Here is a 25,144-nt window from a genome sequence, read left to right as displayed (position 1 = left end):
CGAAAGCTGAACAACAGAATTATTGAATAAAACACGACGCTGGTCAGAAGTGATGACGCATATAACAAAAGTACAATATTATTGTAATACAATTAACGTTACGTTAACTTAATGTTTACTGTCAACAGAAAGTTAAAAAAAGGAACCAGTTAGAGGTGAACGAGAGATATTGCTTTCGTTAGTGCAGTATTTCGTTACATTCTAAATTTGAGCCCCCGGGTATGCGCTGATAGCATTTTGATAATTTCTGAAACAAGGACATGCTATGTTGAAAAATCTGTTAGCCCGGGTGGGCATTGGTAAGGCTACTGTTGATGCGATTCTTAAGTCTGACCAATTACGTGCCGGTGAGATGTTTGATATTGAGGTGGTGATTAAGGGCGGTGAAGTTGAGCAACACATCAAAGGCCTGGAGTTCGCGATTATGGCAGATGCCAAAGCGGAAGCCGATGTGGGTGACAGCGAAGTAAAATATAATAAAAGCGTGGTGTTGCAGCACTGGAACCAACGCTTCGATCTGACCGTTCAGCCGGGTGAGACACTAACTAACGAGTTTTCACTGGAGTTGCATCCTGAAGCACCAGCTACCGAACTGTTTGGCCACCGTATCGGGAAGGTCTGGCTGCAAACCGGGTTGGATATTAAAAGCGGTATAGACGGCAGCGATAAAGATCCGTTAACAATCCTGCCCTCCGATACACAAATGGCAGTGCTGCAATTTATCAGCAATAGCGGTTACCGGCTGTTCAAATCAGATATTGAAGCAGGCCATGTCAGGGCCCGTGAATTTGTATCTCACTTACCCTGTTATCAGGAATATGAATTTAAGCCTGAGTCGCGTTCTTTATTTGGTGCTAAAGAACTGGAGGTGACATTCGTAGACAATGGTAGCGATACCGGCGTATTGATTGAGAAAGACCGCGCATTTTTAGGCGATGGTTATCAGTCAACTTCCATTCCGAATCACTGTAAAACCGTAGAAGCTGTTCGGCCCTACATTGAGCGACTGCTGGGATAAAACAAAAAAAAGAAAGCCCGGCGAACCGGGCTTTTGTTAAATTAGTCTTTCAGGCCGCGGCGTTCCAATAACGCATCAACTTCAGGCTTCTGCCCTCTGAATTCGACATAATTTTCCATCAGGTCTTCACTGTTACCTTTTGACAATACTTCCTGTCGATAGCTTTTACCATTCTCACGGCTCAAGCCACCGTTATCGTCCATATAGGCAAATGCATCAGCAGCCAGTACCTCTGTCCACAGGTAGGCGTAATAAGATGCTGAATAACCGCCCGCGAACGTGTGGCTGAAGTAATTAGACTTGTAGCGTGGCTTCACCGGCGCGTAGTCAATATCGTGAGCAGCCAGCGCTTTTTGCTCGAACTGCTGAACATTACTGACATTATCGTCGGCATCCAGCATGTGCCACTCCATATCCAGTAATGCAGCGGCGAGGTATTCAGTGGTATTGAACCCCTGGTTGAATTTTACCGCTTTAAGCATTTTATCCAGCAGCGCCTGTGGAATAGGCTCGCCGGTTTCGTAGTGGTTTGCATAATTTGCCAGTACTTCAGGGTCGATAGCCCAGTCTTCGTGAAACTGCGAAGGAAACTCCACAAAATCACGGGCTGTAGCGGTACCTGCCAGGCTGGGGTATTGCACCTGAGAAAACAGGCCATGGGCAGCATGTCCAAACTCGTGGAACAACGTGCTGACTTCATCGTAAGAAAGCAGTGTCGGCTCCCCGGGTGCTGGCTTAACGATGTTGAGCTCATTGTAGACTACCGGTTTCAGATTATTCTGGAAACTCTGTGTTACAAACTCGCTCATCCACGCGCCACCGGCTTTGCCCTCGCGCGCGTAAGGGTCAAAGAAGAACAGCCCGATGCTTGAATCATCGCTGTTAAATACTTCGAATACTCTGGCATCGTCCACATAAACAGGTAAATCGTTGCGCTCTTCAAAACGAATGCCGTACAGTTTATTCATTGCGAAGAACAGGCCTTCTTCCAGTACACTGTTAAGCTCAAAATACGGTTTTACCTGACTGTCGTCAAAATCGTACTTATCTTTACGTACCTTCTCAGCGTAAAATGCCCAGTCCCAGGGCTTCACGGAACCCTGCACACCTTCTTCGTGCATGATGGCTTCGATATCTGCCGCCTCACGCTTAGCGCGCGCCACAGCTTTAGGTGCCAGGTCATCCAGAATTTCAAAAACATTCTCAGGCGTTTGCGCCATCTGGTCATCAATTTTATAGGATGCCCAATTATCAAAACCCAGTAACTTGGCTTTTTGTGCCCGCAATTTTGTCAGTTTCAAAATAATGGGGGCATTCACATTCATCGCGCGGTTAGCAGATGTTTTCCATATGTGCTTGCGCAATTCGCGGTTTTCCAGGCTGGCAAGGATGGGCTGGCGGGTGGTGTTGACCAGCGAAATCAGATAACCCTGTTTACCTGCACTCTCGGCTGCAGATTTTAGGTTCGCTTTTTCTTTATCTGATAACCCGGCAAGCTTTGATTCATCTTTGATGACGATAGTGTCATTTTTAAACGAAGCCAGAATGTTTTGTGAAAACTGAGTTTCCAGTGTCGAAATCTGCTCATTCAGACTACGCATGGTCGACTTATCTGCTTCGGAGAGATTAGCGCCGGCACGAACGAATTTCTTGTAATAGAATTCAGTCAGGCGCTGATCGATATCACTTAATGAAGACTTGTTATCGTGAACGGCTTTAACGCGTTTGAATAATGCATCATTCAGGTAAATGTTATCTTCATGCGCGGTCAAACGAGGCGTCATTTCCGATTCAATGCGGCGCACTTCATCGCTGGAGGCAATGCTGGAAAGGTTAAAGAACAGATTGGACGTGCGTTTTATTAGTTCGCCACTGTTTTCAAGCGCCAGTATCGTGTTTTCAAACGACGCAGGCTGAGAGCTGTTTGCAATAGCATTTACTTCAGCGCTTTGTTCCTTCATGCCCTTATTAAAAGCTGGCTCGTAATCTGTGATTTTAATCTTATCGAATTCAGGTGTCTGGTAGGGCAGGGTGCTTTTTCTCATCAGAACGTTGTCGGTATTGCTCTGCTGACTTTCAGCCATGGCTTTAGCGTTATTGGTATCCTGGCTACTGGTACATGCCGATAGCGCCATCGCTGCTGCAATTGCAGTGGCTATAATTGTTTTTTGCATTGATTGCTCCATTTCACTGACTTGATGGCCAGTTGTTATGTTGTAGGCAGATTACTTTAGCATGCAGACGGAACGTCTCAATCAGGCTGGCCTTAGTAATCGGTGTCTTTATCCTGTCGTAGTGGCGTAAAGATGTAAACAACAATGGTAGGTAATGTATTGTCGGAAAAGGATAAAGTTGTTACCGGCTATGTACCGGAACAGATTGGCGAGCTGATGAAATATCTCATCAGCTTTTAATCGGGAAAATCAGCTGTTTGCAAACCGGGTCAGCGCATCGCCGGTCAGGCGATAACCCAGCCATTCACTTTTGGGTTTTGCGCCGATGGACTCATAAAAGTCTATGGCTGGCTTGTTCCAGTCCAGTACACTCCATTCGAAGCGGCCGCAATTATTCTCAACGGCATGCTGTGCCAGATATTTTAATAGTGCGGTGCCTGCGCCTTTGCCCCGCTCGTCGGTGCTGACAAATAAATCTTCCAGATATAGGCCGTTTTGGCCCTGCCAGGTAGAATAGTTGTAAAAATATACGGCAAAGCCTACTGGCTGGCCGTCATTTTCACAAATCAGGCAGTGTGAGGTGGCTTTGTCACCGAACAACGTATTCCTGATATCTTCTTCACTGGCTTCTACTTCGTCTTCGGCCTTTTCATAACGGGCCAGTTCAACAATAAAATTCAGAATCAGCGAGGCGTCGGCTTGCTGGGCAGGCCGGATTGTATAGTTATTCATAGGGTATGTTTCCCAGGCTATTCAGGTTAACTGAGACTAACATCTTCCCGGGAAAAAAAGCAGCGCCTTGCGACTGAGTAAATAAAAAGCCCCCTGAATGAATGGGGGCCTTATTTTTCTTTGAGCCTGTCAGGGGGTTAGCCAGCATCGATTCTCACGTAATCATCCACGATATTTTATGGAGTCTGCGAAGATGGCGCAGTATCGTGGTGCTTTTGACTGCTATTTTTGCGCATTCGGCCTATCAGCCTTTTTACTACGCTTTTTACATCTTCCAGCATCATGTACAAACAAGGCACCAATATTAGTGTGACCAGCGTTGCGTACATCACTGCAAAGCCAAGTGCAGCCGCCATCGGGATAACAAAAGCTGCCTGCAGGCTGGTCTCAAACAGAATAGGTAACACGCCCGCAAAGGTAGTGATGGATGTCAGGGTTATTGCTCTGAACCGCGCTGTGCTGGCACGAGTCACTGACTCTGAGATGCTAAACCCTTCACGGCGCGCCTGGTTAACGTAATCGGTCATCACCAGCGAGTCATTAATCACAACCCCGGCCGCCGCAATGATGCCGAAGAAAGACATCATTGATAAGTCCAGACCTAACAAAAAATGCCCCCAGATCGCACCGGTCATACTAAAGGGGATAACAGACATGATAATCAGCGGTTGCCCGTAGCTTTTAAGCGGTACAGCCAGCAGGACGTAGACCATAATCATTGCAGCATAAAAGAACATCTGTTGCTCGTTACGCTGCGCCTGTTGCTCTTCAATGTCGCCGCCCAGTTGCGTTAGCACTGAAGGAAAATCCTCTTTCAGTTTAGGCAGGTGGGTTTTATAAACGTCGTCGATAACCGCATCGGGTTCTACGGCTTCCTCATCAATAGAACCCCAGACATAAACACTACGATAGCCTTCTTCACGGCGTATATAGCTGATGCCGGGTGCTTCGACCAGGTTCACCACGTCACCGAGCATCACATCCTGACCGGCTGGTGTTTTTATGACCGAATATTTCAGTTCAGAGAACTGTTCCCGGGTAAGCTGTGGATAGCGCACCATCACGCGCACCTCTTCGCCGCCACGAATCACACGCTGTGCTTCGCCGCCGTAAAACCCGGCGCCGACCTGATTGGCAATATCTGATAGCGTAATACCGAGATCGTACGCTACTGGACGCAGCGTCAGCTGCACTTCTTTGCTGTCAGGGTCGATGGTGGAGCTGACATCGTAGAGCCCTTTTTGTTGCTGCAACATGGCAATAAATGCTCTGCCAGCAGCATTCAACTCATCGATATCCGCACCGTATAGCAGAAAGCCGAATTCGCCGTCACCACCGCCGCTATTTACATCATCAGCCACACTAAATGATTTCATACCGGGGATCTCCGGCATGGCCTCACGCCAGCGGCGGGCTAACTCAAAGGTGTCAAAGGGACGTGCGTCTTCATCAACCAGCGGCGCAACAACCCGGCCAGTCGTTCGTTCCTGATTAAAGGCCAGAATATCGCGCACCATATTGGCACCGGTTTCCTGTTTGATTTTAGCGTCCACATCCCAGATCGTTTGCTCAATGATTTTGAGCGCATCGATCACCGCTCTGTCTGAGGCGGTTTCGTTCATCTCAATGCGTATCTGTGGAAAATCATGCGGTACCTTAGGGTTGGGTACACTACGCACATAATTGGCCATGATAAGACCAACGCTGATCATCAATACCGTAAGAAACAGCGCAAAAACACAGTAGCGCCAACGGGTTGCTTTCTCGACGAGTCGCTTATACGGGCCGTGAACAAAGCCATTAAAGCGATGATTGAAACGCGCGCGCCATGAGTCCTGTTTAACGGGGGGGAATTTAGTATGCGCAATATGCGCAGGCAGAATCAGTTTCGACTCAATCAGACTGAATGCCAGACACAGAATAACGACCACTGCGATATTGTAGAAAAAGGCACCTTCAGGACCGCTGCTTAACGTAAAAGGAGCAAATACTGCGATTGTGGTCAGTACACCAAAAGTGGCCGGGGTAGCCACCCGTTTGGCGCCGCGAATAACATTATCGACGCCGCCACCTTTATTTTCTACTTCGGTGTAGGCGCTTTCCCCTATAACAATTGCATCATCTACCACGATGCCCAGTACCATGATAAAAGCAAACAGCGAAAGGATGTTTACGGTCACACCGAACAGAGGCATCAACATGAAAGCCCCGAGAAAACAGATGGGTAAGCCTAGCATCACCCAGAACGCCAGCCTGAAACGCAAAAACAGCGTCAGCAGAAGCGCGACTAACAGCGCCCCTTCGGCAAGGTTCATCAGCATCATTTCCAGTCGGGCGTTAAGGTAATAGGTCATATCTACAAGCACTTTAAGCTCGATGCCTTTAGGCAATGTCTTGTTTTTGCTTTCAATATAATTTTTTACCGTTTCGGCTACGGGCACCATGTCCTGTGTGCGGGTGGCTTTTACCGCCATGTAGATTGAGTTTTTGCCTGAATAGCTGAAATACCACTCACCTTCCGTGAAACCATCGGTGATGGTAGCAACATCTGACAGAAGAACCTTCGCGCCGTTTTGGCCAATCTTAACCGGTATCTGCGCAAAATCGCGGCCACGGTAGTACTGATTTTCGACCCGAACAGATATTAAGCCTGCTTCTGTCCGTAACTGCCCGGCAGATATATTGGCCGAGTAATTCCGGATAGCGCCACTGATGTCTTCAATGGTTAGATTGTACTTACGTAACATATCCGGACGTATCTCAATGGCAATCTCATCGGCAGGATCGCCCACGTCAACCAAAGACACCGACCCAAGCTGTAACAGCTCATCTTCAATTTCTTTAGCCAGAGGTTTCAGTTCGCTAAGCGGAACATCACCCACCAAAGGCATCTCGATAACATTTTGCTCAAATTCCTGTTGTGAAATATTCACCGGCTCCATGCCGGCGGGGAAGGTTGCAATACCATCAACCCGCAATTTCACCTTATCGAGCACATCGGTAAGTTCTGCTTTCTTATCGATTTCCAGCGTCACCGTGCCTGAATTACGAAAAGCCCGGGATACAACCTGATCAATTTCAGTGACATCCTTAATGGCCTCTTCGACTTTAATCAGGATGCTTTCTTCAATCTCCTGGGGAGAAGCGCCCGGATACTGCGCTGAAATTGTGATGTAATTAAGCTCTATATTCGGGAACATCTGCCGCTGGATACTGGTAAAGCTGATTAGTCCCATCAGCAGAATAAATACCATCAGCAAGTTAGCTGCTACAGAGTTTCTGGCAAACCAGGCGATAAGGCCGCGATGCGTGTCTATTGGCATAGTCATGAGGCTGGCCCTTTACTGTTTTTGTGCGACAAGATCATCGCTGTCTTGTGCAACTTTTACTTCCATACCCGGCTGTGGGTATTCAGGTAGCGTCATCACCACGTTTGCATCGGCCAGGTCAGCCCGAATGAAGAAGTGCTTGCCGCTTTCATGCACCACCTCAACATCGCGGGGTACCAGTTTATTGTCGCTATCCATCAGCCAGATACGGTTGTTGGTCACCAACTCCTGGGGAATTCGGTAAACATCTTGTAGGGTTCGACCCTTAAATGAAATATTGACGTAACTGCCAAATTTAACCTGTTGCTCGTTACCATCGATACCGTAAGGGTCGTCGATTCTAAGAACCAGGTGAGACAGGCGGGTCGCCGCATCCACCACTCCGGAGTCACGGTGAATATAGCCATCAATAACTGACGACTGACGTGCATCGGTTGACACTTTTACTGCCAGACGGGAGAGGTTTTCAGGTAACAGGTGTCTGTCGAAGCCTGCTACCGGAAAGGTGACTTCGGCAGTTTCTATATTGTGTATTGTCGCAGCCAGCGTACCCGGCGAAACATAATCGCCAACACCAATCTCCCGGGACACAACCAGTGCATCGTAGGGGGCTTTCACTTCGCAATTTTCCAAATCTCGCTGTGCAATTTTGAGCATTGCTTCGGCAGATTTAACTGACGCCTGTGCACTTAGCAGTTGTGGTTTACGCAGGTACAGCTCGGTAACCTGGGTGTCGGGCATCAGCCTGGCTTCCTGTTCAGCAACCCGCGCCTGAGCCTTCTCCTGAATAAGTTGTGCTTGTGCAGCGCTAAGATCGGCCTCTGCTTGCAACAACGCAGTTTCGTAAGCATCTTTTTCAATGGTAAAGAGTGTATCGCCTCGACGAACCAGACCGCCATGAATAAAACCCTCACTCCACTGGGTTACCTCACCCGCTACCTGGGCTGCGAGCTGAGTGGATTCGAGGGGGGTGACCTCGCCGTAGGAGGTCAGTGTAACAGTATGGCTCTGTGGTGAGAGGCGATCCACCATAACCAGAGGACGGGTATCGACCTGCTCACTGCTTTTTTCTTTGGGGGCCGTAGCCACAACGCCATAGGTGGCCGCTATACCAACAAGAATAACCCCGACCGGGGCAAGTACTTTTAACCAGTTCATGTTATATCGCTTCTATCGAAGGTTTGTCCTTATACTACTCCTGAATCATAAGACAAACCTGGTATAAATGTAACGATATATTAAACAGCAGTTATTATGGCAGTTTGGTTACTGAATCTACGATTGAGGTGTGGCAGAATCCAGCAGCCGGGAAGCCTGAGCCATTTCCTGTGCGAGCCGGGCAATCAGCTCACGCATCTGTAAAACCGTATGTTCAAACCCGTCTTGCTGCTGCTCAGCACGCAGGAAGAAACGTTTGCTAACCGGTTCGCCATCAGCAGGGAATAACCAGTACTGCCCTTTGAGCACAACAAAGCTTTGGTGGGTCGCGATAAAATCATCAATGATCAGCGTTACGCCCGTCGTCTGTGCCTTATCGTAAATATTCTGAGAAAAAACTTCGATTCCCTGGTCCTGCCATAAATTTGCCGACAGGGTTTGCAGAAAATCGCCAGCCAGTGGTTCGGCCCAGACGTGCTGTGAAGAAAAGAAAATAGTGGTAGGGCTGGTTTGCATGGCAAGCCCGCGTTGTTTGAGATAGTCAGGCAATCGGATCTTATCGATACGCAGCCTGTCACTGATCTCCTTTGACGCTGACTCTTCACTAACCGGAGAATGAAGCAAATAATAATTTAGTGATACCGGGTCAGAGGCGCACCCAACCAGCAAAATAAGCCCTGCTATCAGTAAACCTGCTCTTATCATTATTCACGCTCTCCTGATTTCGCTTTCGGCTGACGGTCCGTGCCGTTGTTATTGGGGAATAGCAAGCTGCTGGGCCGCTGATTTAGCTGAAGTAGCAGTGGTTGCAGGTTTCGCAGCGTTTCCTGCATCGCGTCTACTGTCTCCTGAATCTCGCCCTGACTTAAGCCGCCTTCAGAGTAATTCTTAAGCAGGGTAGAAACATCGGTAAGTACCTGATTGAGGTTACGGTTCAGTGCTTTGGTATCCAGGTCCTCCAGTACAAGGCCCACATCGCTGCTGGTTTCCTCCAGTGCATTGGCGGCTGCCTGCATATCTTCTATTACCGCACGGGTATCACCGACCAGTGTATCAAGAGGTAACTGATTGATTTTATCCAAAATTGCATCGGCTTTCTGGGTAAGCTGAGTGAATTCATTAGACACGGTAGGTATCACCTCAAAACCATTGATAGTTTCCATACTGGTCTGGCTGATTTTTTTAGCATGATGTAAATCGATATATAACCCACCGGTTAGCAGATTACCCATGCGCAACGTGGCGCGCAGATCCCGCTCAACCCAGCCGCGCAGTGTCTGTTTAACAAATTCCAGGCTCTCCTGATTATCCTGCTGGCGTACTTTGCCCGGATAGATTTTTATTACCACCGGAATCGGATAATCTTCATCAAGGATATTGCCTTCCATAATATCAGTTGCATTGATGCGGCTTACCTCGCCAATTTCGATGCCGCGATATTCGACGGGAGCACCTACTGTTAGTCCTCTGACAGTTTCATCAATAAGCAATACATATTCAGCTGCAATTTTGTAGCGGGTGTTATAAGCCGCTGCTTCATCTTCATAAATACTGAAACTGGATTCACCCGTGATGCGCTCGCCGGGCGGTGAATCTTCCGGAATACCAAATGTAATACCATTGGCCAGCAATGTTTCCAGACTACCCGTTTCAACCTCAACACCGCTGGAACTTAAATGGAGTTTTACGCCGCTGGCATTCCAGAATCTCGTGTTACTGGTGATAAGCTTGTGATAGGGCGCTTCAATAAAGGCAGAGTAATACACCTGACGCTCTTCTATGTTGAACTCAGACTCCTCGAATTCACCAACTTTGAAGCCTTTATAAATAATAGGGTCACCTGTTTTATAGGCAAAGCGGTCATCGCTTTTAAGGGTCAGATGCAGGCCCGGCGTGCCAATAGGTGTAGCCGGCGGGCGCTCAAGCGCTACGAACTGACGTTCTTCATTGCCCTCGTCATTCGCTGACATGGCAATATAACTGCCTGATATAAGCGTATTCAGACCGGATACTTCTGAAAAGCTGATACGCGGTGAGACAACCCAAAATTGTGTTTTATCAGTAAGCAGTCGCGCAGCGCTGGCCTCCATTCGCGCGGTGACCAGAACACCATCAAGTCCGGGCTTGAGCTCGATTTTCTTGACCTGCCCAACATCAACGTCTCTCACCTTAATAGGGGTTTTATTTACTTCAATACCTGATGCAGATTTCAGCTCAATAGTTATAAGCGGGCCCTGGTCGCGCCACTGTGTGTAGACCATCCAGCCACCCACAAGAATAACAAAAATCGGCACCAGCCAAATCTTGGATATGCGGCGGGTTGATTTCACATGCGCCTTCTCAGTCATTTAATGCTTTCCTGTTTATCCATATCAGTCTGCTATCAAAAGTAATAGCCGCTATCATCGTTACAAAAACCACAGCACAAAAAGCCAAAGCAGCGGGGCCGGGGTAGACGGAAATAGTGTTGCCCAGGCGTATGAGTCCGACCAAAATTGCCACCACAAAAACATCGATCATCGACCATCGTCCGATGGCCTCAGTTAATCGGTAGAAACGGGCCCGGGTGCGTTTGCCTCGTGTGTACTGATGCTGAACTGTGAAATTAAGCCATCCCAGGATTGCGATCTTACCAATTGGCACGATAACACTGGCCACCAGAATTACTAATGCTACCGGATATGAACCAGATTGCCACAGCGTAATCACACCGCCAATAATGGTACTGGGCTCATCATTACCAAACAGTTGCGTATGCATGATGGGAAGCGTATTGGCCGGAATGTATAGTACCGCTGCAGCTAAAAGCAACGCCCAGGTACGCTGAATACTGATAGTCGCCGTATCTTTTGTAACAGGTTCCGGTTTTGGCAACCGTCCTTTGTACAGCCATAGACCCAGCCGGTTCTTGTCAAAGTTGACCAGGCTCATCGTCAGGCACCCGGCAAAACCTATAAAAGCAAAAAAAGACAGCCCGAAGCTAACTTCGGCCATACTGGTCACCTTAATTAAACTGACCAGAGTACCTACCATAAATACTTCTGCCATGCTCCACTGACTCAGCAGCTTCACCGTTTTATACCATTGTCGCGAGGAGGGCGCACGCCGGTTTGTCAGATAGCCGGTGCAAAGAAATACAATTCCGATAAGTACGACGCAGGGAATGATAAGAATGGCCAGCGCTGTGATAATCGCCAAAGACACGTAGTCCTGCTGAATAAGGACATTCAGTGCGTCGGATATATGGATACTGTGTTGCTGGCCGTTACTTTTGAATACCAGGAAATTGAAAGGCAAGCTCAGAACAAGAAAAAACAAAGCAGATAATGCAAACGCAAGGCTATGCTGAAAGCCTGCATTTCGAAACGATAGCAAATCATGGTGGCAGGTAGGACACAATGCCTGCTGACAATGGTTCAGCGCAGGTATGGTCACATCTGTGTAACACTGCTCACAGGTAATGGTAACGGGCTGCCCCTGGGTATGCATTAATATTGCTCAATCGGATAGGTTGGGTAGGGCGCATTGCACCTTATAAAGCTTAATAATAGAGAATATCGCTGTAACCTCCAATAAGATCATTATGTTAAGTGCGTTCAATAGCCCGAAACGACAGTCAGACCGCTGATAACGGATAATATATCAGGAGCGCTACTTTCTCGTTTCCATTAAAAAAGCCGGCATGGCCGGCTTTATCAGATATGTGTTTTATGTACCTACATTATCACGGGATAATATGGCAGCTGGTTCATCAGAATGATGCGCTGCCTGGCGTGCGAGGGAAGGGGATAACATCTCTGACGTTCTGCATGCCAGTAACATAGGCAACCAGGCGCTCAAAGCCCAGACCAAAACCAGCATGAGGCACGGTGCCGTAGCGACGCAAATCACGATACCAGGCGTAGTCTTCTTTACTCAGGCCCATTTCTTCCAGTCGGGCATCAAAAACGTCCAGGCGCTCTTCACGCTGAGAGCCGCCGATAATCTCGCCGATACCAGGGGCCAGAACATCCATTGCCGCCACAGTTTTATTGTCGTCGTTCAAACGCATATAAAAGGCTTTAATGTCTTTAGGGTAGTTTTGCATGATGATAGGCGCGCCAACATGCTCTTCCGCCAGGTAACGTTCGTGCTCAGAAGATAAATCCACACCCCACTCAACCGGGAATTCGAACGACTTGCCAGACTGTTGCAGGATCTCGATAGCATCGGTGTAATCCATGCGCACAAAGTCGGAAGAGACCAGCTTTTCTAGTCTGGATACCACATCCTTATTAATACGCTGCTCAAAGAACGCCATATCATCGGCACGCTCTTCCAGTACCGCTTTACATACATATTTGAGCATGTCTTCTGACAACTGCGCGACATCCGCCAGTTCAGCAAAAGCCACTTCAGGCTCAATCATCCAGAACTCGGCAAGGTGGCGTGATGTATTGCTATTCTCCGCGCGGAAGGTAGGACCGAATGTATATACCTTTGACATCGCGGTACAGTAGGTTTCAACATTAAGCTGACCGGATACTGTCAGGTAGGTTTCTTTTCCGAAGAAATCTTCCTTGTAATCAATGTCGCCTTTATCTGTGCGCGGCAGGTTCATCATATCCAGCGTAGATACACGGAACATCTCACCGGCGCCTTCTGTATCACTGGCTGTGATGACCGGCGTGCTGATCCAGAAGTAGCCATGTTCGTGGAAAAAACGGTGAATTGCCTGAGACAGACAGTTGCGTACGCGGGTCACCGCACCGATAACGTTTGTTCTGGGGCGAAGGTGTGCGTATTCACGCAAGTACTCAATCGAATGACGCTTAGCTGCCATTGGATATGTGTCCGGGTTTTCCACCCAGCCCAGTACCTCTACCGATTCAGCCTCAAGCTCTAGTGCCTGACCTTTACCCTGAGATTCTTTCACCGTAGCCTCAACAGAGACGGAACATCCTGTTGTCAGGCGCTGAACCTCTTCATAATTAGACAGAGAATTTAACGCGATAACCTGCACAGGATCAAAGCAACTTCCATCGTGCAGTGCAATAAAAGATAGACCAGCCTTAGAATCACGGCGTGTTCTTACCCAACCTTTTACTGTCACCGTTTCGCCAACAGCGTACTTGCCGGCAAGCACGTCGACTACGGGCGCATGCGTCATTATGAATTCTCCGTCTTTAAAAATTTTTACAGAGCCAGAAATCTTCGCACACTCACAATAAGTGTACCGTTGTTTAATCAAACCGAATGAGTTCCCGCGATGAGTCTGAGTGAACCGTCGGGTCAGCGCAATAAGGATTTTGCGCGTTTTGTGCACGCAATTGCACCCTTTGATAACCGGTTTAAGACAAAGCCAGATTTCTAACGTATCAACAGGCGTTAGTATACTTAAACCAAAAGCGGATGCCAGAGTTCATTGAATCAATTGAAGTATAAAGATAAAAGCGATCAGCCGGTAAACAGACGTAACACCCCCCGAGAGCGTGACGTGCTGTATAAAATTGTGGTGACAATCAATGTGATGGCCTGGGGCCTGCTGTTCGCTGCATTTATTGTTTTTCACTTTGCCCGGCCTGACTTTATCACCGGTGTGCAGCGGTTCTGGAACATTCCAGGGCAGACCGACTGGTCACAGGACCATGTCGGCATGATGTTTTTTCTTGTCAAAGCGTGCCTCATACTGACACTTTCAACCATGCTACTACGCATCCGGCGCAACCGGCGCCGGGGCGATAACTATGGCATCAACTTGTACGTACTGACGGTAGTAGGTTTGCTGACCCTTTTAGTCATGACACTTTCTTTTACCTAACCCAAAAAGGCAGAATTGATGAGGTACCAGGTATAGACTATGTAAGCCCCTACAAACACACCACCTTCTAAACGGTTTAAGCGTCCCTGCCGTCCTTTCAGACCGATACAAAATACGAACAGTGCAACAGACAGAACAAGCATGATGACAATGTCACGGTAGAAAAAGCTCTGCTCGATAGGCGTAGGGTGGATGATGCCAGCCAGGCCTACCACTGCCAGCGTATTGAACATATTGGAGCCGATGACATTGCCCAGCGCCAAATCGTGCTCTTTTTTACGGATGGCTGCCAGAGAAGATGCCAGTTCGGGAAGGGAAGTACCCACCGCGATAACGGTAAGGCCAATAATGGTGTCGCTGACACCAAAAAACTGTGCTACTTCAATGGCTCCCCATACCAGAATCCGTGAGCTGGCCACAAGCAATACTAATCCGGCCAGCAGCCACACCAGGTTCATTTTTACTGACGTGGAGTCACTGTTAATCTGTTCTTTATATTCGTCAGCCAATGCATCGCTGTCGCCTTTCATGCCCTGCCAGAAGCTCCAGCCAAGTAACAGCACAAACAACCCAAGCAGTGTAAATGCATCATCTTTGGATAAGCTTAAGTCCAGCAATTGCCAGGCTGCAATAAACACAATCGCCAGCATGATCGGCAGTTCGCGTCTGATTATCTCTGAGCGCACCGCAATCGGGCTTATCAGCGCCGTCACACCCAGTACCAATGCAATATTTGCGATGTTAGAGCCAAACGCATTACCCAGGGCAATCCCGGAGTTTCCCTCAAGTGCTGCAAATACGGAAACGATGATCTCAGGCGCCGATGTACCGAAACCGATGATCAGCATACCGATGATAAGGGGCGAAACATTAAAATGCCGGGCTACCCCGGACGCGCCATCGACAAACTTACCGGCACTCCATAATAAAACCGGAAGTCCGACTAAAATCGCGACGATTGCTAACTCCATAACTGCTCCTTAACTTAAAACCGGTAACGCTGACCTGTGGAGACTTTAACGCCACACTGCACTGTCAGCTGATCAGGCACATTCTATACCAAAGCGATTGGCGCGGGTTGAAGTTTTTACGGTTTGATCTGCGGGCCGGGATTTCTCAATCAGGGATAAATTAGCCCCCGATATCTATCACAAATACTTATCGTAACGGTCAAAATTTCCCGCACTGAATTTGCTTTCCTATTCCAGGACTTACCGTACACTTTGCCAAAAGCACACCCATTAACCAACGGGTATCAGGTGTGTACGAAGAAAATCATTTAGAGATTATATGCACAAGACACTGATTATTGCCGATGACGTCCAGCTGTTTGACAGTTCTGGTCTGAATGTCATTACCTTTGACGATTACCTGGCAAATTTCCCTAAACTGAATGAACCTAAAACGCGGGTCATCAACCTGTGCGATACCAGTGAGTATTTAAGCCGAGGCTACTATTGTTCATTACTGGCCCAGGCGAGAAAACACCGGGTATTGCCGGCGGTTAATACTATCAACGACATGAGAATGACTGCTGACAGTCATATGCCGCCGCGGGTCACACTGCCTGATACTCTACAGAGCACTGACATTACAGTTCTGCCGGCCTCATTTTTTGTGATATTTGGTAAAACAGAAGAGCCTGCACTGGCGATGGTTGCCCATCGCGCCTTTGCGCTGTACCCATGCCCGATTATGCAGCTAACTCTACATGTGGCCAGTGAGTCGGGTGCCACCATCGGCTATACTGAATGCAGGGTGGTGGGCTTTAATGCATTGCCTGCAGATATGCACCGATATGCGGTCAAACAACTGACAGCCTTTGCCGGGTCGGCGTGGCGTTCGCCCACCAAGGGTAAAAAAGTACGTTGGGACATGGCGATTCTGGTCAATCCGGATGAGATTACCCCGCCAAGTGATAAAAAGGCGCTCAAGAACTTTGTGAAGGCTGCTGAGAATGTCGGTATCCACGCTGAAATCGTGTCGCAGCTCAACCCGGCTGAAATCGGTCATTATGATGCTTTGTTTATACGCGAAACGACCGCTATCGAGCATAGTACTTATCAGCTTGCACGGGCTGCAGAGCGTGAAGGTCTGATTGTTATGGACGACTCTTCGTCTATTTTGCGCTGTTGTAATAAGGTGTTTTTACAGGATGCGTTTTCGTATCAGAATGTGCCGGCGCCGAAAAGCCGGTTCGTCAGTCAGGCTGATGCCAACGCGTGCGATAAACTGGTTAGCGAGCTCGGCTTACCGTTGGTTCTTAAATTGCCTGAGAGCTCATTCAGCCGTGGCGTATATAAAGTCGAAAGCGTGACTGAGTTGCAGGAAAAGCTGACAGAAATGCTCGGTGTTTCGGCCCTTGTGTTGGTACAGGAATATATCTTTACTGACTACGACTGGCGAATTGGTGTGCTGGGGGGGAAACCGATTTATGCCTGTAAGTACTTCATGGCGAGGAACCACTGGCAGATTTATCACCACGATGGTGACCATACCGACTCCGGGGACTTTGTGACTATGGCAACATTTGAAGTTCCTCGCCCCGTTCTTCAGGCCGCAGTTAAAGCTGCGAAGGTGGTCGGGAATGGTCTTTATGGTGTGGATATCAAGCAGGACGGTAACAACGTATTTGTTATCGAAGTGAACGATAACCCCAGTATTGAAGCCGGTATTGAGGATAAATATCTGGGCAAAGCGCTGTATGAAATTATTATGCAGGAGTTTGCAGACCGTTTAGAGAAGCGAGGAAAGTGATGGAAGCGATGATGTCTGACCATGCTGTTTCTGTAAGTAAGGTAACAGACGCCGACATAGATGCGCTGTGGCAACTGGAGCAGCGGTGCTTCACATCCGACAGGCTCAGCAAGCGCAGAATGCGCTTTTACATGAGTGCCCCGCATGCTGAATTTGTACTTGCCAGAGCCGGTGGCCCTGTTCTGGGGTATGCATTGCTGCTGTGTCGCAGGGGAACGCTGTTAACCAGACTCTATTCTATTGCCGTGGACCCCGACGCTCGCGGGCTTGGCATCGCAGGACACCTGATAGACGAATTGGAAAGGCGGGCATTGTTGCGGGGAAAGCCCTTTATGCGTCTGGAGGTTGCCGTGAACAATCAGGCAGCCATTGCGCTTTATGAAAAGCGAGGCTTTCATCAGTTTGGTATTTATAACCATTATTATGAAGACGAAAGCGATGCCCTGAGGATGCAAAAAGCATTGCGGATGCCTGCCGGGCATAGCAAGCATGCGCTGTATCCCTGGTATCAGCAATCTACGGCGTTTACCTGCGGTCCCGCGGCGTTGATGATGGCTATGACATCAATCAATAGTAACAGCGAAATGTCTGTACATGAGGAGCTATCAATATGGCGGGAGGCAACAACCATTTATATGACTTCGGGACATGGCGGAAGTCACCCTCTGGGGTTGGCATTATCGGCACATCATCGAGGCTTTCGCACTGACGTCTGGATTAATCAACCCTTGCCTTTATTTACCGATGGCGTAAGAAGTGAGCACAAAAAGCAGGTTATAGAGCTGGTTGAAAACGACTTTGCTGAGCAGGCACAAAAAGCAGGGGTAATCTCCCGGCAGTTTCAGTGGCAGTTCAACGATATTGAAGCAGCGTTAGCAAAGGATAGTGCTGTGGTCTGCCTGATAAGTACCTATGCGTTTGATAAGCGAAAAGCGCCGCATTGGGTTGTTATCACCAGCGTTGATGACCATTGCGTGTACATCCATGATCCGGATCCGGGCGAGGAAGAACACGTCGAATTCCAGCACATTCCTCTGTCGCGGGACGACTTTTTACGCCTTGCCACCTATGGTAAACGTAAAATCAGAACCGCAGTCATAATCAGCCCTGCCGCTTAGGCAGGGCCGCAACTATCTTAATGATGTGTTTTGCTACGCATCATGCGTTTATTGAATTCTTTGAGCGAGTTTACCAAATCGCTGAGCTCGCCGTTGCTTCCACCATAAACATTCGGCTTGGTAAAACGCGTGCCTTTAATGGCCATATCGAACGGACGATTGATATCAAAATCAGTGGTGCGTTTTTGCAGTCTGGACCATTCACCCAGCATTGATGAGGGGATTGCGTGGCGTTTGGCAACTAACTTGTCTCTTAATTGCAACACCTGACCGATTAATAGCGTGTTGTCATTTTTCATAATACAACCTGTTTTGTCGCGTTTATCAATAGGCCTTTTACTTAATGGTCAATGAGTTCAGCGTAAATGGCTTTTGCTCACGGGCCGCCCAGTAAAGGTCTGACTCACTGTGAAAGTTGCAAAATGAATACCGGTTGAAACTTTACTGTCACAAAAGTGACATAAGTTGCTGATTAAAAGTGATAAACGCTCTGGTACTAAGCGGCTATAAAAAAAGTATGAGGTATATATCCCGTTCTGGTACTTCAACAGTTTGCAATTTTGAAAGACTCAATGTGCAAATCGGATAGACTTTTTGCGAAATTTTCTCACGCCCCGCACACATAAAGCCGGGGTCCATATAAGCAAGTTAGCCAGGATAGCGACGATCAGACTGAAAATAACGGCAGTGGGAGACAGCGGTACCGAGGGTGAAAAATTTTCTGCTACACGCTTAAGCGTCGTGTATCGCTGTGGTGTAAACATGTACCACGCCTGTGTGAAGTAATTTCCGTCACTCAGTGTTGCTATGCCCTGCTTTATGACGGCCAGTTGCTGGATTTTCTGTGCTTTATTAGAGGCGTCTTCACGTACCACTGCCTCACTGTTATTTTGCAAGTCCTCAATCATTTCGCTGGCTGAAGCATAGCCATACTGTGCAGCAAGCTGCTCATATTCAGCCACACTTTGGGCGGTAGCATCATGATATCCGGAAAGATATTGTCGATAGTGATCGGCCAAAATAGGTACCTGCAACGCCACAATAAAAATCGCAGCGAAAATAATCTTGTCAAACACATTTACAAGAATTCTCATGCAGGCCCTCGTTTGTCAGCGAATGAAAATCAGTTTTTGCTTAGCGCCATATAGATAGCGTCTGTGAGTTGGTTTAGCTCATCACCACTTATAATATACGGCGGCATAATATAAACCAGTTTATTGAACGGACGAATCCATACGCCGGCTTTCACAAAATGTCGCTGTAAGCGCGCCACATCAACGGGGTGATGGGTTTCGACTACGCCTATAGCGCCCAGAACCCTGACATCTTTGACAGCGGCCAGGGACAGGCAGGCGGGCAAGGTTTGTTTTAACTGGCTTTCTATATCGGCAACCTGTTTTTGCCAGTGATTCTGACCAATAAGTGTCAGACTTGCCGAAGCCACCGCGCAAGCCAGCGGGTTACCCATGTAGGTTGGTCCGTGCATAAATACGCCTGGCTGACCCTGACATACGCCCAGCGCAACATCCTCGGTGCACAACGTGGCGGCAAGTGTCATATAACCACCGGTTAGCGCTTTGCCTACACACATAATATCAGGGCTGATACCGGCATGCTCACAGCCGAAAAGGTTGCCGGTGCGGCCAAAACCTGTGGCAATTTCGTCGCAGATGAGTAAAACATCGTACTGATCACATAACTGACGTGCCCGCCTCAGGTATTCCGGATGATAAATACGCATTCCGCCCGCGCCCTGAACAATTGGCTCAATGATGAATGCAGCCAGTTCATTATGATGGGCTTCAAACAGTTCCTCCAGCGGCAAAATATCATCTTCGCTGAATGTTTGTTCGTATCTTGTCTGTGGCGCCGGCGCGAAAAGCTGCGGCGTCAGTACATTCGAAAATAAGCTGTGCATACCATTGACCGGATCGCATACTGACATCGCGGCAAAGGTGTCGCCGTGATAACCATTGCGCGACGTTATTACTTTATGCTTATCGGCTCTTCCCTGACATGCCCAGTATTGCAGCGCCATTTTCAATGCTACTTCAACTGATACTGAACCGGAGTCGGCCAGAAATACACGCTCCATGCCTGCAGGCGCCATATTCAATAGTTGCCGACACAGATTAACAGCAGGTTCGTGAGTCAGCCCGCCGAACATGACGTGCGAAAATTTATCTACCTGCTCATGGGCAGCAGCATTGAGTTCCGGGTGATTGTAACCATGGATCGCTGCCCACCAGCTCGACATCCCGTCAATTAATGTTTCTCCGCTCGCCAGATGTATCTTTGCACCTGAAGCGCCCGCTACTTCATAGCAGGGAAGCGGGTTTACTGCCGACGTGTAGGGATGCCAGATGTGACGTTTGTCGAATTCTGTATTGTTCAAAATGTAACCGTTAGTAAAGGTTGTGAATTGGTCAGAGTTGACAACTCTGTTGCTGCGCATAGACTAAGCCAGCAATTTTCATTAGTAAAGGACAGGTCATGACCGCCGCACCACAATTTGTCTCGTCGCAACAAATCCGCAACGACTGGACGACCGCTGAAGTTGAAGCACTTTTTGCTATGCCGTTTAATGACTTATTGTTCAAGGCGCAAACGGTGCATCGGGCGCATTTTGACCCCAACGAAGTCCAGGTATCAACATTGTTATCGATTAAAACCGGTGCCTGCCCGGAGGATTGTAAATACTGCCCGCAAAGTGCGCGCTATGATACCGGATTGGAAAAAGAAAGACTGCTGGAAGTCGAAAAGGTCATCGAGCGGGCAAAAGAAGCGAAAGCAGCCGGCTCAACACGCTTTTGTATGGGTGCTGCCTGGAGAAATCCGAAAGAGCGCGATATGCCGTATGTCACCAAACTTATCTCCGAGGTGAAGAAACTTGGCCTGGAAACTTGTATGACGCTGGGCATGCTGTCGCGTGAACAGGCTACAGCGCTCAAACAGGCAGGTCTGGATTATTACAATCACAACCTGGATACCTCACCGGAATATTACGGCGATATCATTACTACCCGCACTTACCAGGATCGACTGGATACACTGGATAACGTGCGTCAGGCGGGTATGAACGTGTGCTCAGGCGGCATTGTCGGGATGGGTGAAAGTGGCAAGGATCGCGCAGGTCTGCTGATTGCCCTGGCCAACCTGCCCCAGCAGCCAGAAAGTGTACCTATCAATATGCTGGTAAAAGTAGAAGGCACGCCGCTGGACAATGTTGATGACCTTGAACCGTTTGAATTTATCCGCACTATTGCCGTTGCGCGAATAATGATGCCCGCGTCCCATGTCCGTTTATCGGCAGGACGTGAAAATATGAACGAGCAGATGCAGGCATTATGTTTTATGGCAGGGGCAAACTCTATTTTCTATGGCTGTAAACTACTGACAACATCCAACCCTGATACCCATGAAGACGTACAACTGTTTCGTAAGTTAGGGATAAATACCGAGCGAACCCGTGACTATTCTGATGAGGCACATGCACAAACCCTGCAGGAAGAAATTACGGATCGCACCACAGCGGATATGTTTTACGATGCGACCAAGCCTTCGGCAGCCCGGGTATAATGGCCTTCGACTGGATTAACGAAAAGCTGGCAGATCTTTCTGCGCAAGGCTACCGCCGACAGCGCGTTACGGTAGATGTCGAAAAGGACGGTATCATCAGTATTGATGGACGCCATTATCTGCATTTTGCCAGTAACGACTATCTGGGAATGCGGCATGATGAAGGACTTCAGCAAACCTGGGTAGAGGGCATTGCTCAATTTGGCGCAGGTAGTGGCGCATCGCCGTTGGTCACCGGATATACGAGGGCCCATAGTGCTCTGGAGTCGTATCTGGCTGAGCACCTCAACCGCGAGGCCGCTTTACTGTTTAATTCTGGCTTTGCTGCTAATCAGGCCGTGCTTCAGGCGCTTTTTGCCAAGTCTGGCAATATCACCGCAGATAAGCTGATGCATGCCTCATTCATTGATGGGGCGATGTCCTCACCGGCGCAGTTCAGACGGTTTGCGCATAACAATCCGGCGCACCTGACTGAATTACTATCAAAAATCCCTTCAACAAACAGTCTGATTGCTACCGAAAGTGTATTCAGTATGGATGGTGATGAGGCGCCGTTAAAAGCGTTGGCAGATATTGCCAGTGAGCATGGCAGCTGGCTTATGGTGGACGATGCTCACGGTTTCGGAGTTCTGGGCGAAAAAGGGCTCGGCTGTGCAGAATATGTAGATTTGTCGCAAAAGGACGTCCCCGTGTTGATGGGTACATTTGGCAAGGCTGTGGGCACTGCGGGTGCATTTATTGCTGGTTCTCGAGAGCTCATCGCACTACTGATCAACACAGCCAGACATTACATCTATTCTACCGCGATGCCCCCTGCGCAGGCGCTAGCCACCCTGTATTCACTGGAGCAACTGCAAGATGGTCGCCGCCAGAAAATGCTCAGTGACAATATCCGTTATTTTAAAACACGTATGCAAAATACAGATTTCAGGGTGACAGATTCGCAGACCGCTATTCAGCCGATTTTGATGGACGGGCCAAACCAGGCAATGGCATTGAGCGATGCGCTTAAACAGCGGGGTATTTGGGTTCCGCCAATTCGTTATCCTACCGTTCCCAAAGGCACCGACCGGTTGCGTGTTACCTTAAGCTCAGTACACACCCATAAAGACATAGACGCGTTATGCGATGCGCTGCTGCTGGCCCGGGAGGCTATCTCATGATCCAGGCTGCACTGAAAGAAAATGTCGCCAGACAATTCAGCCGTGCGGCTCACCGTTACGACAAACTGGCTACTATTCAGCAACAGATTGCCGCGCAGGCCATGAGCCAGATTCCCGTTCAGTCGGGGCGACTACTGGATATCGGTTGCGCAACGGGCAGCAATACTGCTTTGCTGGCTGAAAAAGGGTTTGCAGCTCAAGGGGTCGACCTTGCGCCGGGAATGGTGGAATACGCGCGTATGCGCTATCCGCATTTGGCTTTTTACGAGGCAGATGCACAGCATTTACCTTTTAGTGGTGAAGCGTTCGACGTGGTTTTTTCCAGCATGGCGCTACAATGGTGTCAAAATCTCAGTCAGGTGATGATTGAAATTGCGCGCATACTTGATAAAGGCGGAATCGCCACATTAAGTATTATGACGGACGGCTCCTTCGGGCAACTTAATGCCGCCCGACGCGCCTGTGGCCTGGCAGCCGCAACGAATGCCATGGCGACACATCAGCAGTGGCTGGCTGCAGCACGGGAAGCCGGGTTCGCCGTGCAGCAGGCGCAGAGTGTAGAATACACCGATACCTTTTCAGAGGTTCTTTCGCTGCTTCGCTCTATAAAAGCGGTGGGAGCGGGCGTTCGCTGTGATAATGAAACGGTTTCGTCACTGTCACGTCAACAACTGAAAATGCTGCAAAATGCCTATCAGCAATATACAACCCCCGCCGGGCAGTTACCGCTTACTTACCGTGTAAGTCACCTGATTCTGGAGAAACACTAACAATGAAGTCCTTTTTTGTCACGGGCACTGATACCGAAGTCGGTAAAACCTATTTTAGCGCTCGATTGCTGGAGGCCTACGCAGAAAAAGGGCTACGCGTCACCGGATACAAACCTGTTTCAGCTGGCTGTGAGATGGTTGACGGTCAGCCTGTTAATGAGGATGCCCTCGCGCTCTGGCAGGCCAGCAATACATCTGTATCTTTACAACAGGTGAACCCGGTAGCACTCATGCCTCCCATTGCACCGCACATCGCGGCAGAGCAGGCGGGCGTGACAATTTCAAAAAACCAGCTGGTGGACGGTTACCACAACCTGATGGCGAGCCGTCCCGATGTACTTATTATGGAAGGGGCAGGGGGCTGGCAATTACCTCTGGGAAACAATTTATGGATGCCTGATATCGTCAGCGCACTGGAATTGCCGGTGATTATGGTTGTAGGCATGCGGCTGGGCTGCCTTAATCACGCAATGTTGACTGCTCAGGCCATCTCACACTCAGGCTTATCGCTTCACGGCTGGGTGGCTAATCAGCTTACGCCCACCCCAATGCCATATTATGAGCAGAACCTGCAGACGCTTAAAGAGTCGATCAATGCGCCGCTTCTGGCTGAGCTACCCTATCATGATGATGCGCTCAGCCGGTCGCGTTTAGTCAATATACTGACTTAGGTCGGCAGTAGGCTGAATAACGGTTTTTTCTTCGCCCAGAAAAACGTAACCTTCCACATCACCCAACAGCGTCAGGCGGCCATCAGTCAGGCTAAGCGCTGTGCCTTCGGGAATGGCGATAATCGGTGTCTGAGGGTGTAATGTGGTGAACTCCGCCAGTCGCTGGTCCCGTGTTTCACCATTGTGACCCGGTGGCGCGTAATTGCTGTAATGTGGGTTCAACTGGCAGTGGATAATACCCAGTGCATCGAAGGAGGCTGGCTCTACAATGGGCATATCATTGGTAGTTCGAATAGACTGACCACAAATGTTAGAGCCCGCGCTCCAGCCAATGTACGGCGTACCTTCCTCGATGACTGCCTGTAACGTCGCCAGTAAGTCTTTTTCATATAGCGTATGCAGCAGATTAAACGTATTGCCCCCACCGACCAGAATGGCTTGTTTATTGGCTTTTGCCTCTTTAAGTGCTGCAGCCGGGTCATCAAATGTATGTAAACCGGTAATGGAAAATTCCGGCAGGGCTTCTGAAACTTTATGCGTGTATTCATCCCACGTCATGGTAACGCCGGCAAAAGGGACAAACAAAATGTCACGCTGGTCACCCAGGTGACCGAACATGAAAGATTTAGCGTGGTCCAGATAAGCTTCACTTCCGGCGCGCGAACTGCTTAGCATCAGCACGTGTGCAGACATACAATAGCTCCCTTTAAAAAAGAGTAAGGTTACCGTATTTGACCGGGATCTGGTATAGCTCTGAAGATTAAAGCCCTGACAGAAAACCGGAACAAATGACCCAATTCGGTACGCCCAACCGTAAATCTCACAACAGCGTGGTTTTCGGTAGATAAAAGCTGCGCGTTTTTCATCAGTGATAT

21 protein-coding genes are annotated in these 25,144 nt (G+C 48.7%); 8 read left to right on the top strand and 13 right to left on the bottom strand.

Going from position 1 to position 25,144, the window contains the following annotated elements; genetic code table 11:
• Positions 1-265 precede the first annotated feature (265 nt).
• Positions 266-1,018, top strand: coding sequence for a sporulation protein (locus FBQ74_RS11455; protein ID WP_139756795.1), 753 nt, complete (start codon positions 266-268; stop codon positions 1,016-1,018).
• Between the two features lie 41 nt (positions 1,019-1,059).
• Here FBQ74_RS11455 and FBQ74_RS11450 read toward each other — a convergent pair whose 3' ends face one another.
• From FBQ74_RS11450 to asnS, 8 genes are all read right to left on the bottom strand, one after another.
• On the bottom strand, positions 1,060-3,192 hold the full coding sequence (locus tag FBQ74_RS11450) for a M3 family metallopeptidase (protein ID WP_139756794.1): 2,133 nt from the start codon (positions 3,190-3,192) through the stop codon (positions 1,060-1,062).
• 249 nt (positions 3,193-3,441) lie between these two features.
• On the bottom strand, positions 3,442-3,924 hold the full coding sequence (locus FBQ74_RS11445; RefSeq protein ID WP_139756793.1) for a GNAT family N-acetyltransferase: 483 nt from the start codon (positions 3,922-3,924) through the stop codon (positions 3,442-3,444).
• A gap of 176 nt (positions 3,925-4,100) precedes the next feature.
• Positions 4,101-7,253 (bottom strand): efflux RND transporter permease subunit, encoded by a 3,153-nt coding sequence (locus tag FBQ74_RS11440; RefSeq protein ID WP_139756792.1) that lies wholly within the window; start codon positions 7,251-7,253, stop codon positions 4,101-4,103.
• Positions 7,254-7,265: 12 nt separating this feature from the next.
• Positions 7,266-8,411: an efflux RND transporter periplasmic adaptor subunit gene (locus tag FBQ74_RS11435; protein ID WP_139756791.1), complete on the bottom strand. Its 1,146-nt coding sequence runs from the start codon at positions 8,409-8,411 to the stop codon at positions 7,266-7,268.
• A gap of 117 nt (positions 8,412-8,528) precedes the next feature.
• Complete coding sequence (locus FBQ74_RS11430; protein WP_139756790.1) at positions 8,529-9,116, bottom strand: PqiC family protein; 588 nt, start codon at positions 9,114-9,116, stop codon at positions 8,529-8,531.
• The gene (gene pqiB, locus FBQ74_RS11425) at positions 9,116-10,759 is read right to left on the bottom strand and encodes an intermembrane transport protein PqiB (RefSeq protein WP_139756789.1); all 1,644 of its coding nucleotides are present in this window, start codon (positions 10,757-10,759) and stop codon (positions 9,116-9,118) included. Before pqiB ends, FBQ74_RS11430 begins: the two co-directional genes overlap by 1 nt.
• A complete protein-coding gene (locus FBQ74_RS11420) occupies positions 10,752-11,900 on the bottom strand; it encodes a paraquat-inducible protein A (RefSeq protein WP_139756788.1) in 1,149 nt (382 codons plus the stop codon). The genes pqiB and FBQ74_RS11420 overlap by 8 nt, the downstream gene beginning before the upstream one ends.
• 262 nt (positions 11,901-12,162) lie before the next feature.
• Positions 12,163-13,560: an asparagine--tRNA ligase gene (gene asnS / locus FBQ74_RS11415; protein ID WP_139756787.1), complete on the bottom strand. Its 1,398-nt coding sequence runs from the start codon at positions 13,558-13,560 to the stop codon at positions 12,163-12,165.
• 255 nt (positions 13,561-13,815) lie between these two features.
• On the opposite strand from asnS, the gene FBQ74_RS11410 reads away from it, so the two are divergent.
• Positions 13,816-14,211, top strand: a complete 396-nt coding sequence (locus FBQ74_RS11410) for a hypothetical protein (RefSeq protein ID WP_139756786.1) — start codon at positions 13,816-13,818, stop codon at positions 14,209-14,211.
• On the opposite strand, the gene FBQ74_RS11405 is transcribed toward FBQ74_RS11410, so the two are convergent.
• Positions 14,208-15,182, bottom strand: coding sequence for a calcium/sodium antiporter (locus FBQ74_RS11405; RefSeq protein WP_139756785.1), 975 nt, complete (start codon positions 15,180-15,182; stop codon positions 14,208-14,210). The genes FBQ74_RS11410 and FBQ74_RS11405 overlap by 4 nt on opposite strands.
• A 319-nt stretch (positions 15,183-15,501) precedes the next feature.
• Here FBQ74_RS11405 and FBQ74_RS11400 point away from each other — a divergent pair, with 319 nt between their 5' ends.
• The gene (locus FBQ74_RS11400; protein ID WP_139756784.1) at positions 15,502-16,968 is read left to right on the top strand and encodes a RimK family protein; all 1,467 of its coding nucleotides are present in this window, start codon (positions 15,502-15,504) and stop codon (positions 16,966-16,968) included.
• On the top strand, positions 16,968-18,086 hold the full coding sequence (locus tag FBQ74_RS11395) for a GNAT family N-acetyltransferase/peptidase C39 family protein (RefSeq protein ID WP_205912254.1): 1,119 nt from the start codon (positions 16,968-16,970) through the stop codon (positions 18,084-18,086). The genes FBQ74_RS11400 and FBQ74_RS11395 overlap by 1 nt, the downstream gene beginning before the upstream one ends.
• Positions 18,087-18,103: 17 nt before the next feature.
• Here FBQ74_RS11395 and FBQ74_RS11390 read toward each other — a convergent pair whose 3' ends face one another.
• The 3 genes from FBQ74_RS11390 to bioA all read right to left on the bottom strand — a co-directional run bounded on the left by FBQ74_RS11390 (position 18,104) and on the right by bioA (position 20,481).
• A complete protein-coding gene (locus FBQ74_RS11390) occupies positions 18,104-18,385 on the bottom strand; it encodes a hypothetical protein (RefSeq protein ID WP_139756783.1) in 282 nt (93 codons plus the stop codon).
• Positions 18,386-18,655: 270 nt separating this feature from the next.
• Positions 18,656-19,180 carry a DUF2937 family protein gene (locus tag FBQ74_RS11385; RefSeq protein WP_139756782.1) on the bottom strand — a complete coding sequence of 175 codons (525 nt, stop codon included), beginning with the start codon at positions 19,178-19,180 and terminating at the stop codon, positions 18,656-18,658.
• Between the two features lie 29 nt (positions 19,181-19,209).
• Positions 19,210-20,481 (bottom strand): adenosylmethionine--8-amino-7-oxononanoate transaminase, encoded by a 1,272-nt coding sequence (bioA, locus tag FBQ74_RS11380; RefSeq protein WP_408641321.1) that lies wholly within the window; start codon positions 20,479-20,481, stop codon positions 19,210-19,212.
• Positions 20,482-20,579: 98 nt separating this feature from the next.
• Between bioA and bioB the strand changes: the two genes are divergently transcribed.
• The 4 genes from bioB to bioD are packed head-to-tail and all read left to right on the top strand — an operon-like array spanning position 20,580 to position 24,269.
• Positions 20,580-21,665 (top strand): biotin synthase BioB, encoded by a 1,086-nt coding sequence (bioB, locus tag FBQ74_RS11375; protein ID WP_139756780.1) that lies wholly within the window; start codon positions 20,580-20,582, stop codon positions 21,663-21,665.
• Complete coding sequence (bioF, locus tag FBQ74_RS11370) at positions 21,665-22,828, top strand: 8-amino-7-oxononanoate synthase (RefSeq protein WP_139756779.1); 1,164 nt, start codon at positions 21,665-21,667, stop codon at positions 22,826-22,828. Before bioB ends, bioF begins: the two co-directional genes overlap by 1 nt.
• Complete coding sequence (locus FBQ74_RS11365) at positions 22,825-23,598, top strand: methyltransferase domain-containing protein (protein ID WP_168190655.1); 774 nt, start codon at positions 22,825-22,827, stop codon at positions 23,596-23,598. Before bioF ends, FBQ74_RS11365 begins: the two co-directional genes overlap by 4 nt.
• A 2-nt stretch (positions 23,599-23,600) precedes the next feature.
• Positions 23,601-24,269 carry a dethiobiotin synthase gene (gene bioD, locus FBQ74_RS11360; protein ID WP_139756777.1) on the top strand — a complete coding sequence of 223 codons (669 nt, stop codon included), beginning with the start codon at positions 23,601-23,603 and terminating at the stop codon, positions 24,267-24,269.
• On the opposite strand, the gene pepE is transcribed toward bioD, so the two are convergent.
• A complete protein-coding gene (gene pepE / locus FBQ74_RS11355) occupies positions 24,249-24,962 on the bottom strand; it encodes a dipeptidase PepE (RefSeq protein ID WP_139756776.1) in 714 nt (237 codons plus the stop codon). The two genes, bioD and pepE, sit on opposite strands and share 21 nt — an antisense overlap.
• Positions 24,963-25,144: the final 182 nt, after the last annotated feature.

Origin of the sequence: Salinimonas iocasae (genome assembly GCF_006228385.1) — a bacterium.
In the GTDB taxonomy this organism is placed as follows: domain Bacteria; phylum Pseudomonadota; class Gammaproteobacteria; order Enterobacterales; family Alteromonadaceae; genus Alteromonas; species Alteromonas iocasae.
This window is presented reverse-complemented; position numbering and strand designations above follow the sequence as displayed.

Coding starts and splice junctions, on each gene's coding strand:
- FBQ74_RS11455 (WP_139756795.1), top strand. CDS start 266: ATGTTGAAAAATCTGTTAGCCCGGGTGGGCATTGGTAAGGCTACTGTT.
- FBQ74_RS11450 (WP_139756794.1), bottom strand. CDS start 3,192: ATGCAAAAAACAATTATAGCCACTGCAATTGCAGCAGCGATGGCGCTA.
- FBQ74_RS11445 (WP_139756793.1), bottom strand. CDS start 3,924: ATGAATAACTATACAATCCGGCCTGCCCAGCAAGCCGACGCCTCGCTG.
- FBQ74_RS11440 (WP_139756792.1), bottom strand. CDS start 7,253: ATGACTATGCCAATAGACACGCATCGCGGCCTTATCGCCTGGTTTGCC.
- FBQ74_RS11435 (WP_139756791.1), bottom strand. CDS start 8,411: ATGAACTGGTTAAAAGTACTTGCCCCGGTCGGGGTTATTCTTGTTGGT.
- FBQ74_RS11430 (WP_139756790.1), bottom strand. CDS start 9,116: ATGATAAGAGCAGGTTTACTGATAGCAGGGCTTATTTTGCTGGTTGGG.
- pqiB (WP_139756789.1), bottom strand. CDS start 10,759: ATGACTGAGAAGGCGCATGTGAAATCAACCCGCCGCATATCCAAGATT.
- FBQ74_RS11420 (WP_139756788.1), bottom strand. CDS start 11,900: ATGCATACCCAGGGGCAGCCCGTTACCATTACCTGTGAGCAGTGTTAC.
- asnS (WP_139756787.1), bottom strand. CDS start 13,560: ATGACGCATGCGCCCGTAGTCGACGTGCTTGCCGGCAAGTACGCTGTT.
- FBQ74_RS11405 (WP_139756785.1), bottom strand. CDS start 15,182: ATGGAGTTAGCAATCGTCGCGATTTTAGTCGGACTTCCGGTTTTATTA.
- FBQ74_RS11400 (WP_139756784.1), top strand. CDS start 15,502: ATGCACAAGACACTGATTATTGCCGATGACGTCCAGCTGTTTGACAGT.
- FBQ74_RS11395 (WP_205912254.1), top strand. CDS start 16,968: ATGGAAGCGATGATGTCTGACCATGCTGTTTCTGTAAGTAAGGTAACA.
- FBQ74_RS11390 (WP_139756783.1), bottom strand. CDS start 18,385: ATGAAAAATGACAACACGCTATTAATCGGTCAGGTGTTGCAATTAAGA.
- FBQ74_RS11385 (WP_139756782.1), bottom strand. CDS start 19,180: ATGAGAATTCTTGTAAATGTGTTTGACAAGATTATTTTCGCTGCGATT.
- bioB (WP_139756780.1), top strand. CDS start 20,580: ATGACCGCCGCACCACAATTTGTCTCGTCGCAACAAATCCGCAACGAC.
- bioF (WP_139756779.1), top strand. CDS start 21,665: ATGGCCTTCGACTGGATTAACGAAAAGCTGGCAGATCTTTCTGCGCAA.
- FBQ74_RS11365 (WP_168190655.1), top strand. CDS start 22,825: ATGATCCAGGCTGCACTGAAAGAAAATGTCGCCAGACAATTCAGCCGT.
- bioD (WP_139756777.1), top strand. CDS start 23,601: ATGAAGTCCTTTTTTGTCACGGGCACTGATACCGAAGTCGGTAAAACC.
- pepE (WP_139756776.1), bottom strand. CDS start 24,962: ATGTCTGCACACGTGCTGATGCTAAGCAGTTCGCGCGCCGGAAGTGAA.